The organism is Synergistaceae bacterium DZ-S4 (assembly GCA_025943965.1).
GTDB classification, from domain to species: Bacteria; Synergistota; Synergistia; order Synergistales; family Synergistaceae; genus Caenicola; species Caenicola nitritireducens.
The window spans coordinates 138,175-149,787 of record JAPCWD010000003.1 but is presented as its reverse complement, the minus strand read 5'-3'; the positions used below and the strand labels follow the sequence as shown (position 1 = coordinate 149,787).

Annotated in this window: 11 protein-coding genes; 10 read left to right on the top strand and 1 reads right to left on the bottom strand. The window is 50.0% G+C overall.

The genetic code is table 11. The features are described 5' to 3' along the window. Positions 1–7 precede the first annotated feature (7 nt). Both dut and thrS read left to right on the top strand, forming a co-directional pair. Positions 8–445 (top strand): dUTP diphosphatase, encoded by a 438-nt coding sequence (dut, locus tag OLM33_03130; GenBank protein ID MCW1712663.1) that lies wholly within the window; start codon positions 8–10, stop codon positions 443–445. Between the two features lie 46 nt (positions 446–491). Next, positions 492–2,381 (top strand): threonine--tRNA ligase, encoded by a 1,890-nt coding sequence (gene thrS / locus OLM33_03125; GenBank protein ID MCW1712662.1) that lies wholly within the window; start codon positions 492–494, stop codon positions 2,379–2,381. Between the two features lie 125 nt (positions 2,382–2,506). Here the strand turns inward: thrS and OLM33_03120 are convergent, their stop codons facing one another. Then, positions 2,507–3,853, bottom strand: a complete 1,347-nt coding sequence (locus tag OLM33_03120) for a metallophosphoesterase (protein ID MCW1712661.1) — start codon at positions 3,851–3,853, stop codon at positions 2,507–2,509. A gap of 430 nt (positions 3,854–4,283) precedes the next feature. Here OLM33_03120 and infC point away from each other — a divergent pair, with 430 nt between their 5' ends. From infC to OLM33_03080, 8 genes are all read left to right on the top strand, one after another. After that, positions 4,284–4,943 carry a translation initiation factor IF-3 gene (infC, locus tag OLM33_03115; protein ID MCW1712660.1) on the top strand — a complete coding sequence of 220 codons (660 nt, stop codon included), beginning with the start codon at positions 4,284–4,286 and terminating at the stop codon, positions 4,941–4,943. A 95-nt stretch (positions 4,944–5,038) separates the two neighbouring features. Beyond that, positions 5,039–5,236, top strand: coding sequence for a 50S ribosomal protein L35 (rpmI, locus tag OLM33_03110; protein MCW1712659.1), 198 nt, complete (start codon positions 5,039–5,041; stop codon positions 5,234–5,236). A gap of 46 nt (positions 5,237–5,282) precedes the next feature. After that, positions 5,283–5,639, top strand: a complete 357-nt coding sequence (gene rplT / locus OLM33_03105) for a 50S ribosomal protein L20 (protein MCW1712658.1) — start codon at positions 5,283–5,285, stop codon at positions 5,637–5,639. 19 nt (positions 5,640–5,658) lie between these two features. After that, entirely contained in the window at positions 5,659–6,984 is a 1,326-nt protein-coding gene (locus OLM33_03100; protein MCW1712657.1) for a potassium transporter Trk, read from the top strand. Between the two features lie 24 nt (positions 6,985–7,008). Continuing rightward, positions 7,009–7,686: a TrkA family potassium uptake protein gene (locus tag OLM33_03095; protein ID MCW1712656.1), complete on the top strand. Its 678-nt coding sequence runs from the start codon at positions 7,009–7,011 to the stop codon at positions 7,684–7,686. A gap of 52 nt (positions 7,687–7,738) precedes the next feature. Further along, entirely contained in the window at positions 7,739–8,827 is a 1,089-nt protein-coding gene (locus OLM33_03090; GenBank protein MCW1712655.1) for a phenylalanine--tRNA ligase subunit alpha, read from the top strand. Between the two features lie 12 nt (positions 8,828–8,839). Then, positions 8,840–11,269: a phenylalanine--tRNA ligase subunit beta gene (gene pheT, locus OLM33_03085; GenBank protein ID MCW1712654.1), complete on the top strand. Its 2,430-nt coding sequence runs from the start codon at positions 8,840–8,842 to the stop codon at positions 11,267–11,269. A gap of 42 nt (positions 11,270–11,311) precedes the next feature. Then, positions 11,312–11,584 carry a hypothetical protein gene (locus OLM33_03080; GenBank protein ID MCW1712653.1) on the top strand — a complete coding sequence of 91 codons (273 nt, stop codon included), beginning with the start codon at positions 11,312–11,314 and terminating at the stop codon, positions 11,582–11,584. The last annotated feature ends 29 nt before the right edge of the window (positions 11,585–11,613 follow it).

Here is an 11,613-nt window from a genome sequence, read left to right as displayed (position 1 = left end):
CTTCAAAATGTCAGCTGTAAAAGTCAGGATAAAAGCTGATGAAGGCATAACACTTCCAGGCTATGCCACACCGGGCTCTTCAGGCATGGACCTGAGGGCTTCGGATGCTGCTCTGATACCGGCCGGGGAGCGGGGCTGCGTAGGCACCGGGCTATACTTTGAGATGCCGCCTGGGTGCGAAGCCCAGGTCAGGCCAAGGAGCGGCCTGGCTCTTAAGCATGGGGTAACGGTCCTGAATTCACCCGGAACTATCGACTCGGACTACCGCGGTGAAATTAAGGTGATCCTCATTAACCACGGCAAAGAGGATTTCAGGATAGAACCCGGAGACAGGATAGCTCAGCTCGTATTTGCACAAGTGACCCAGGTCGAGCTTGAGAAGGCCGGGGAGCTTGATGAGACAGAGCGGTCCTCCGGAGGGTTCGGGAGCACCGGAAGAAAATAGATATTTTGTCAGGATTTGCCGTTCAGGCAAATTAGGAGGCGATACAATGGCACGTTTTTCAACACCCGATGGTAAAGTTTATGAGGCAGACAGCGCCTCTGTACGTCAGCTTCTTGATGTCTGGCACCTTAAAAAAGCAATAGGAGGAAAGGTCGGCGGGAAAATGGTCGACTGCGATGTACTGTTCACTTCAGATACAGCAGTGGAACCGGTCTTCCCGGATTCTGAAGAGGGACTTGACCTCCTGCGCCATTCAACGGCGCACCTAATGGCCCATGCTGTCCTGCGGCTCTGGCCTGAGGCGAAGTTTGGCATTGGACCGGCGATCAAAGACGGTTTCTACTATGACATAAGGTTCCCTGATCCCATCTCAGACGAGGATCTTCCCAAAATCGAATCGGAAATGAGAAAGATCGCCCAGGAAAAGATCCCCCTGGTCAGGGAAGAACACACAAAAGAGCAGGCTAAGGAGCTTTTTTCGAAACTTGGAGAAGACCTGAAAGTCGAAATGATCGACGCCCTTGAGGGTGAGATCCTTTCGACCTACCGTGAGGGTGACTTCATTGACTTCTGCCGCGGCCCCCACGTTCCGCATACCGGATGCTGCAAGTTCTTCAAACTCCTCTCCCTTGCCGGTGCGTACTGGCACGGTGATGAGAAGAACGAAATGCTGACCCGCATATACGGAACGGCATTCGGGTCTGAGGAGGAGCTTAAGGAGTATCTCCGCAGGGTCGAAGAAGCCAAGGCGAGGGATCACCGGAAACTGGGAAAAGAGCTCGACCTCTTCAGCGTACACGCGGAAGGCCCCGGATTCCCCTTCTTCCACCCAAAGGGAATGGTCATTATGAACAACCTCATTTCTTTCTGGAGGAAGGAACATACCAAACGCGGATATGTCGAGATCAAGACCCCGATGATCCTCGACAGGTCTCTCTGGCTGCGTTCGGGCCACTGGGATCACTACAAGGAGAACATGTATTTCACAGAGATAGATGAAGCCCCGTTTGCGGTTAAACCGATGAACTGCCCCGGAGGAATACTTGTTTACAACAGCGCGATACGCAGTTACAGGGAACTTCCTCTGCGCATGGCGGAACTGGGCTTTGTACACCGCCATGAGAGGTCGGGGGCCCTCCACGGACTGATGAGGGTGAGGGCATTTACCCAGGATGACGCCCATATCTACTGCACCCCGGAGCAGATCAAGGATGAGATAAAGGCCATCATGGAGCTTGACAGGTATGTCTATCAGGATGTCTTCGGCTTCAAGTACTATGTCGAGCTCTCGACAAGGCCTGAAAACTCCATGGGAGATCCCCATCTCTGGGATATAGCGGAGCAGAGGCTAAAGGAAGCTCTTGAAGAGACCGGGACTGCCTACAAGCTGAACCCGGGCGACGGAGCCTTCTACGGCCCCAAGATAGACTTCCACCTTGAGGACTGCATCGGCCGAACCTGGCAGTGCGGGACGATACAGCTTGACTTCCAGATGCCGGAGAAGTTCGACATGACATACATCGGCAGCGACGGCGCGGAACACCGCCCTGTCATGCTCCACAGGACGGTCCTCGGGAGCCTCGAGAGGTTCATGGGGATACTGATAGAAAACTACGCCGGCGCATTCCCCTACTGGCTGGCGCCTGTGCAGGTAAAGCTGCTTCAGGTAAGTTCGGATTTCGCCGGATACACCGATGAGCTTGCAAAGAAATTTAGGGATGCGGACATCCGGGTCGAGACTGATGCGCGGGATGAGAAACTGGGCAAGAAAATACGCGACGCGCAGATGCAGAAGATCCCGTATATGCTGGTCATAGGGGCCAGGGAGGCCGAAGAGGGCACAGTTGCGGTAAGGGAAAGGTCTAAGGGAGACCTTGGATCCATGACCTTTGAGGGCTTCCTGGAACATCTCAAATCGGAGTTCGATCCGCTTTAAAAACAGATCTTTTTCGATCGGCGATTTGACAATTTGCCAGTCCGATCGACTGTTGTATAAAAATTGAGCCCAAAGGATCTGTTCTTTGGGCTCAATTTTTATGTTTCAATATATACCTTTTTCAGCTACAGCGATCGAGTATCTATTTTTGTAATGGTCCCGTCGGGTGAATAGTGATAAAGGGAGAGAGACAGAGGAAGAGAGCTGTTCCCCTGCGGAGTGATCACCACAAAAGTCATCGTGGGGAATTTGGGGTTTTGATCGATCCATGTTCCTGAATTGGCATAAATAGTTTTTTGTCCTCTGAGATTTTGAGAAGCAATGATCCTGGGCTCGTGGGTATGCCCGAAAACAACTATCCGCTTATCAGAATCTGGGTTTTTAAAATATTGGACTTCAGCCTGGGCATCAGTTTCGGTTCCGGAACCTGCCTCCATAATGGCTTCTTTCAGCGGTATTTTGACGGAGACCCGGTTGAGTGCCTGTCGTTCATCCCATGTGCCAAGGATCTTTTTATACAACTTAATGTTGATATATCCTCCGGCTGACAGCTGGTAGGGCATTAAATCGCTTATTGAATAGTTTTCGGTGAAGCCGTCGATGTTTGTTTTTATGATCTTTTCATCAAAACCGCCGTTGACCGGAAAATCTGTCATTAATCCATACCAGGCTTTCCAGTAAATATACGCAAATATCTGCTCTTCTCCGTAGGAAATTAAGGTCACTTCCGGGATTTTGCCTGCAGCCTCTGGGAATCCTTCAACAACGGAGGTCGTGGCTATTCTTGTAAAGAAATATCCGGGCGGTAATATAGAACCCGGAGCTATATCCCTGTTTGAGATAGGGTCAGGTGCACAGAAAAAATTATAGCGATGTCCGTGCTCCATTATAATTTCAGGATGTCCCTCGGGTGAATAGCTTCCCAGTCCCTGCACATCACGCTGTTGATGGATTCCGGGAAGTATGCTCTCAATGTCCTCTGCAGTTACAGTTAAATCGTGATTACCCGGAATATATGTCACTTTGATCTTCCCGTCGCGGATAATATTATTGAATGCGGTGATCACATACTTATTGTTTTTTGCAACAACGCGGACAAAGTCATTCTGTGTTTTTCCTTTGAACGTTTCCGTTGAGCTTGGAACAAACCATAGATCTATCAAATCTCCCCCTATTACCAGTTCCTTGATATTTGGGGCTTTTCTGATCTGTTCGAGGAACTTTACGAGAGGCTCCCTGTTCTTATTGATTTCGCTATAGCTGTCGTCTGCTCCAAGATGAATATCACTTATGAATATAATGAGTTTGCGCTCATTATCAATTTCCGAAATGCCTCTGCTGCCAAGTGTGAAAACTTCTTTAAACGAAGCGTCCTCTTTCGCATCTGCTCCATAAGCGGGAGCGTATCCGGGGCGGGAGGGTGAAACTGATAAAATAATAGTCAAAAGCAACAGGACAAATACTTTTTTCATGTGATATTTTCTCCTTTTTCCTTATTAAGTGTGCATGCCCGCCACTATGCGATATTGAGACAGCGGGCCGAAAGTCATCTGCTTTCTGCTATACACATAAGGTCGATTGCTATTATAATCAAATAGTGACAATAACGGGCTATACAAAGCACAGAGTAAAGTTATATCCGCAATTTTCATCATGAAGTATATTTCTTTGGAGCTGTTAAAAGGCGTTAAAAAATCGTTACTGTTGCGAAAAGCAGGAATATGTGCTAGCATACACAGGTTGATTTATATCAACGGGTTTACAAGCAGAGGGTGCGCCTCTCGCCTGCCGACGCTGCAAGTTGTCAGGTCTACCCGGGAAGAGATTTCCAATGGGCTTGGCGCGTTCTGTGCCGGGCTCATTTTAATTTGAGCAATATATTAACTCAGGAGGTGTAACGCCATAGCAAACAGGGACGACGAGCCCCGCGTGAATTCCGACATTCGGGCAACTGAAATTCTTCTCATCGACGAAGAAAACGCCAAGCGCGGCATAATAAGCACGAAAGAAGCACTCGCAATGGCTGAAGCGGCTGAACTTGACCTGGTGGAGGTAGCTCCCCAGGCGACCCCGCCGGTGTGCAGGATAATGGATTACGGAAAGTATCGTTTCCAGCAGCAGAAGCGCGACAAGGATGCCCGCAAGAAACAGAAAAATCAGGTAGTAAAAGAGATCAAGATGCGCCCCAAGATCGACCAGCATGACTATGATTTCAAGGTAAAGGCGATAAAGACCTTCCTTCTGGCCGGTCATCGTGTTAAGGTCTCTGTCTTCTTCAGGGGAAGAGAAATGGCATTTCTTGACCGCGGCAGAGAAGTACTTAACAAGGTCATGAATGCGATATCCGACTTTGGGAAGATGGAGATGGAACCGAGGATGGAAGGCGCTTACATGAGAATAATGATAGCTCCTGCCGTCCAGGCAGAACCCGTCAAGAAGCCTTCGGCTCCGAAGGAAAACGCAGCGGATAAGCCGGCAAAGAAAGAATCCGCGCCTAAGAAAGCGGAAGCTGCCCCTAAAAAAGAGGAAAAGCAGCCTAAGGCAACAACTGAGGGCGAGTAAGCTTATTTATCCGGCAGCGCCCGAAAGCAGCAGTAAATAACAATACGTGATCGTCTCTGTCACAGAGATATAAAAGCAAGAGGAGGAACTATGCAATGCCCAAGATGAAGACCCACTCCGCAACAAAAAAGCGCTTTAAGATCAGCGGTACAGGCAAGGTCACCTTCAAGAAGAGCGGCCGTTCACACCTTCTTTCTTCAAAGAACTCAAAACGGCTCCGTTCACTTAGGAAAAAGGGTATCCTGCCGGCAGCGGTAGAGGCTCACATAAAGAAAGTTATGCCCTACGCATGAGGCCGGGGCTCTTTTAACGAGAAATAATACTGAGGAGTGACATTCAATGCGAGTAAAGGGATCAAGCGCAAGCCGCAATAAACTTAAAAAACTATACAGCATCACAAAGGGATTCTGGGGACGCAAAAAGAACGTATACCGCAGGGCACGTGAAGCTTATCTGCATGCTCTTACAAGCGCTTTTTCCGGGCGTAAGCTCAAAAAGCGTGATTTCAGGAAGCTCTGGATCATGCGTATAAACGCAGCTGCCCGTGCGAACGGTATTGCCTACAGTGCGCTTATCAACGGACTGAAGAAGGCTGAGATCAACATCAACCGCAAGATGCTTGCTGACCTTGCGGTGAACGACATGCCTGCATTCTCGAAACTTGTTGAAAAGGCCCAGTCAGCACTGAAATCATAAGTTTCCGCAGTGCGGTAAATTGAAGGTACATACTTCCTATAAAGTTGAGCAAGTGATAGTTTTAGGGTTCCTGCTGGTCATACTGGCAGGAGCCCTTATGCTATGGTCTTCCGGCAGGTATCTCTGCAACATGCCTATAGGGATAGCCGACGCCCTTTTCATGTCTGCGTCTGCGGTATGCGTGACCGGCCTCGCTACTGTTGATCCGGCCACACAGATGGGCATGGCATCGCAGCTTATATTGCTTGCGCTCATCCAGACAGGAGGTCTTGGCTTCATGACTGCCGTTATGATGCTTGGGATCGCGGTAGGCAGAAGGATGGGCATCAAGAGCAGGATCTTCTTCCTGGGAGGTTTCGGTCTTGAGGGAGTGAGCGGAGCTGTCAGGCTTCTCAAAGCTGTCGCAAAATTCACCTTTGCTTCGGAATTTGTGGGAGCAGTCGTCCTTTACTGGGGATTTGCCCGTCATGGGCTGCCTGCAGGGAGATCTGCCTATAATGCAGTTTTCCATTCTGTGAGCGCATTCTGCAACGCCGGTTTTTCAACGGTCCCGGGAGGACTCAACGGCTTTTCTCTTTCCGTCATAGTGCCATCGGCAGTGATGGTGCTCATAATACTGGGAGGTATCGGATTCCCCGTTTTTATGAACTGCCTTGAAGCAATTAAGAATAAAGGGAGAATATCGCATTATTCCAGACTTGTTCTATTTATTACTTTCTGGCTGATAACTGCTGGGGCGCTGATGTTCATGGTTTCAGAGTGGGATCGCGGCTTTGCCGGGCTCCCGGACCGGGCGAAGGTACTGAACGCTTTCTTTGCAAGCGTTACCACTAGGACTGCCGGTTTCGATACGATCAAACCGTATTCATTTTCCGGACTGGGCAAGGTGCTGATGATAGCACTGATGGTGATAGGGGCTTCTCCGGCATCAACGGGAGGCGGCATCAAGACGACCACGCTTGGAGTGCTTGCCGTATCCGCTTGGAACGAAATACTCGGAAGAGATGAAAATGTTTTCTGGCACAGGAAGGTCGGCTATTCGACAGTGAGAAGGGCTCTTGCTCTTGCATTTTTGTACGTTCTTACTTTCTTTGTCGGCGCGGTGATCCTTTCTATGACCGAAGACTTCCCGTTTGAAGAACTGCTCTTTGAAGCTGTATCGGCAATAGGTACGGTAGGACTCAGCCTCGGCATTACACCGGAACTCTCGGTTGCTGGTAAAATGGTACTCGTGGTCCTCATGTTCTGGGGCAGGGTGGGTATACTTTCTTTCTTTGCCACACTGATCAGAGAGGGAAAAAAAGTGGAGATACGCTACACTGAGGTAAACATCCCCATTGGATAAAGTTCCTTCTGAGGAGGGAAAAAGATGAGCAAAGAGAAAAAGAGCTTTCTTATAGTCGGACTGGGACGTTTCGGGAGTTCACTGTGCGAAAAGCTGGTAGAGCTGGGGCAGAGTGTCATAGGCGTTGATCAGCTGGCCGGACCTGTATCCGAGATGTCTGACAAGATCGATGTGGCGGCGCAGCTTGATGTAACAGACGAGAGCGCACTGACAAAGATCGGCGCGAAAGAGGTAGACATCGCCATAGTAACGATCGGTTCGAGTCTCGAGAACAGCGTACTGTGCACATCCATCCTCGTCGACCTGCAGGTTCCGCTCGTAGTGGCAAGAGCAAACACCGCGCTTCACGCAAAGATACTTGCCAGAGTGGGTGCTCACAGGATAGTATTTCCTGAGTGGGATATGGGGCATAAAATAGCAGAAAATCTTGTCTATCCATGGTACTCAGGATTTTCCAAGATAGACGGAGGCGATTTCTGCTTCGGAAAGATGAGGCCGCTCCCCGAGATGATAGGGAGAACGATCGCAGAGCTGAAATTTTCACAGCGCTATAAAGTTATCGTGATACTGATCGAACATGAAGGCAAACAGGAATCACCTTCTCCGACCAGGGCTTTCCTGGAAACAGACGGTATTTGGGTAATGGGGCACAGGTCGGACATGGACAGACTACTGAATAAAAGCAGTTTGGACGGGATATGATCATTGCACATGCCGGATCCTTTAAAGCTGCATACAATGGGGGAATAAGAAAGTGTTTGAGGAACTGAAGGAAGAGGGAATGCAAAAGCTGGCTGAGTCCGGACTTCTTGAGAAGCTTGATAAGCTCAGGAAAGCAGGTATGGATAAGATATCCGAGACATCACTGCCTCAGGATCTCCAGACAGTGCGGGCCAACCTGTTGGGACGCAAGGGCGAAGTGACCGAGGTCTTAAAAAGCGTCGGGCAGGCTGCGCCTGAGCTGAGGAAAGTTCTCGGACAGGCGGCAAATGAGGTCAAAGAGATACTGACCCAGGCGATCGAACAGAGGAACGAAGAACTTATAAACTGCGCCTCATGTTTCGAGGGTGAAGCGGACATAACGCTTCCCGGCGTAAATTTTACAGCCGGGGGTCTTCATCCTATTACACAGATGTGCTATGACCTGAATGACGCATTCCGCTCACTGGGTTTTGAGGTCTTTTCGGAACCTGAGATAACCAGTGAGCTTTATGCCTTTGACAACCTCAATTTTGCACCCGAACACCCCGCCCGTGAGAGCATGGACACATACTGGCTGAAGGGGCACGACGAGGAGAGGGGCGCCAGGCGCCTATGCCTCAGGCCGCACCTGACGGGAGCCAGCGTACGCTACCTGCAGGAACACGGGGCTCCTGCCCGCTTTGTATATCCGGGAAGGGTATACAGGAACGAAACGACCGACGCAAGACATGAAAGGGCCTTCTTCCAATATGAGGCTCTGATAGTAGACAAAGATTTCTCATTCGCTTCCGGCAAGGTGCTTGTCAAAACTATCCTTGACAAGATATTCGGCAGAGACGTTGAGGTCAGGATGAGGGTCGGCTTCTTCCCCTTTGTTGAACCTGGTTTTGAAATAGATATGCGCTGTCTCGTATGCGGCGGAGAGGGCTGCAAAGTCTGCAAGCACGTAGGGTGGATCGAGGTAATGCCGGGGGGCACTCCGCACCCGAACGTCCTGAAGGCTGCGGGCCTGGATCCGGCTGTCTGGTCCGGCTTTTACATCAACATTGGGTTGGACAGGCTCGTAATGATGAGATACGGTGTGGACGACGTGCGCCTCTTCCACAGCGCCGACCTTCGCTTCCTCGATCAGTTCAAATAGGAGATAAATAAGATGAAACTTTCACTAAACTGGATAAAAAAATATGTCGACCTTCCCGAAGATCTCACGATGGAGAAACTCTCCTACGACCTTACGATGTGCACCGTTGAAGTCGAGGACGCGGCCGACCTTTCGGAGAGCCTCGCAGGGCTTGTCGTTGGAAAGATAATTACGGTGGAACCGCACCCCGATGCTGACAAGCTTAGGATATGCACGGTGGATGTCGGGGACATGGCGCCGAGCACGATAGTGTGCGGAGGCATCAACCTGGCACCCGGACAGCTTACCGTAGTAGCAAAACCTGGTGCGATGGTGCGCTGGCACGGGGTGGGCGATCCCGTCGAGATAAAACCGGCCAAGCTCAGGGGAATTATGAGTTACGGGATGATATGCTCCTCAGGAGAGATAGGCCTGGGAGAACTCTTCCCGACATTCCGCGAAGCGGAGATCATGGACATTACCTTTCTTGACGCCGGACCCGGAAGTCCCGTCGCGGAGGCTCTGGGGCTGAATGACATCATACTTGAGATAGACAACAAGTCACTGACAAACAGGCCCGACCTTTGGGGACACTATGGCATGGCCCGTGAACTCGCCGCAATTTACGACCGAAAACTCAAACCCCTTGAAATCGGAGGCATGCCGGAGAAGTTCGGCGATCTGGGGATAGTTATAGAAGATCCTGAAAGGTGTCCCCGCTATGCGGCGGTCACATTCAAAAAGATCAAAAATGTCCCGTCCCCATTCGAACTCAAAAGCATGATCTGGCGCGTTGGTATGAGACCGATCAACCTTCCTGTTGACATAACGAACTATGTGATGTTGGCCACAGGACAGCCTACGCACGGATTTGACAAAAATCATATCAAGGGCAATATCCATATCAGGACCGCAAAAGCAGGAGAGAAACTCGAACTGCTTGACGGAGAGACCCTCGACCTGACGACCTCCGACCTTGTCATCGCCGATGAGAAAAATCCGGTTGCCCTTGCAGGCATAATGGGAGGTAAACTGGACTCGATCCTCGAAGATACCACTGAAATAATACTGGAGATAGCCAACTTTACAGCAATGGGAGTAAGGCGTACCGCTCAGAGATTTGACATCCGGACCGAAGCCTCCTCCCGTTTTGAAAAGAGCGTTGAACCCCAGCGTGTTGATGGCGCTATATCAGTAGCTTTGAATATGTTCAAAGAATATTTCCCTGATTCGGAGATAGCTGGATTCGTCGATTCTTATCCGCTGCCCCTTAAAAACTCGGAAGTTGAAGTACCGCTCTCCTTCCTTTCAAGAAGGCTCGGCAAGGAACTGACTGCGGAAGAAGTTATAAGGATACTGGACAACCTCGGTTTCAAAACAGAGGAGAAGGACGGAATGCTCCACGTAACGGCCCCCTCATGGAGGTCTACGGGTGACATCTCGCTTCCGGACGACATACTTGAAGAGGTCGCAAGGCTGATGGGTTACGAAAATTTTGATTTCATCCCTCCAAAGGTCATTCTCGAAAAGCCGGTAAACCAGAGAAATGCCGACATGGAGAGAGCGGTCAGGGAATACCTTGCATTCAGGTGCAGCATGCAGGAGATCTTTACCTATCCCTGGATAGAGGACGAATATATTGAGGCATCATGTGCTGATACCGAAGAGATGCTCTGTCTCAGTACACCTCCCTCTCCCGATGAGAGCAGGCTTCGTTCAACTCTTGTGCCGGGCATGATAAAGGCTGTATTCACGAACCTCAGGTATTTTGAAAGTTTCCGTATTTTTGAGCTTACACAGGTCTTTGCCGATAAGGACTACCACAGCATCAACGATCCGTCAGAGAAGCTTCCGGGGATAGCGAGGCATCTCGGCGGAGCCTTTGTGGGAACAGATCCCAGGCTTCTCTTCAGGGAGGCAAAAGGTGTACTGGAACACATGCACAGGGCGGTCCATATGGAGCCTCTCGGTTTTGCCAGGGTAAGCAAGCCTCTGTGGGCTGACGACAAGCTTTGGCTCAATGTTACTTATAAAGGCGAGCCGATAGGCTGCATAGGCCTTCTTTCGCTTAAATCTGCCCGCAAGGCCGGAATAAAGAGAAGCATGACGGTCATATCAGAGATCGACGTTGAAAGTCTCGTCCCGCTGGCATCAAGACAGAACAGGTATTCGCGGCTTCCGGAATATCCGTGCGTAGATTTCGACCTTTCGGTAGTTTTCGATGAAAAAGTAACATGGGCGGATATCTACGAAACAGCCGTCAAGGTCGAACTGGTGAAAGAAGTGCGGTTTGTCGACGAATATCGCGGCCCGCAGGCAGGAGAAGGGAAGAAATCAGTATCGTTCCGCACAAGGATAGGTTCTGACGAAGGTACCCTGACATCTGAAAAGATAGACATGATAACGAAGCAGATGATGAAGAAGATGTCAAAGAAGTTTGGCGGAGAGGTCCGCGGAGTCTAAAGCTCTGGTAAAATAAGGGAAGAACGATTGGGAGGTGCCGGTATGATAGAACAGTTTGAAAAGCTTGAAGCGGCAATAGCAGGCCTTGAAGCGGGCATAGAAGAAATGAAAAAAGAAAACGAGAGGCTGAAAAAGGAAGCCCATGAGCTCAGAGGCGTCATAGACGACAGAGATCTGGAGATACTTCAGCTCCAGGAAGACCTGCAAAAGAGATCAGCAGCATACGATACAGAAAAAAATGAAATCGAACACAAACTGGAGGGACTTCTTGGCAGGGTCTCTTCCATGGCTGCGGGAAAGAGCGAAGCACAATAGAGCCAAATCCGGATAAAGGAGTTTTTTGC

Coding starts and splice junctions, on each gene's coding strand:
- pheT (MCW1712654.1), top strand. CDS start 8,840: ATGAAACTTTCACTAAACTGGATAAAAAAATATGTCGACCTTCCCGAA.
- OLM33_03095 (MCW1712656.1), top strand. CDS start 7,009: ATGAGCAAAGAGAAAAAGAGCTTTCTTATAGTCGGACTGGGACGTTTC.
- thrS (MCW1712662.1), top strand. CDS start 492: ATGGCACGTTTTTCAACACCCGATGGTAAAGTTTATGAGGCAGACAGC.
- rplT (MCW1712658.1), top strand. CDS start 5,283: ATGCGAGTAAAGGGATCAAGCGCAAGCCGCAATAAACTTAAAAAACTA.
- OLM33_03080 (MCW1712653.1), top strand. CDS start 11,312: ATGATAGAACAGTTTGAAAAGCTTGAAGCGGCAATAGCAGGCCTTGAA.
- OLM33_03120 (MCW1712661.1), bottom strand. CDS start 3,853: ATGAAAAAAGTATTTGTCCTGTTGCTTTTGACTATTATTTTATCAGTT.
- rpmI (MCW1712659.1), top strand. CDS start 5,039: ATGCCCAAGATGAAGACCCACTCCGCAACAAAAAAGCGCTTTAAGATC.
- dut (MCW1712663.1), top strand. CDS start 8: ATGTCAGCTGTAAAAGTCAGGATAAAAGCTGATGAAGGCATAACACTT.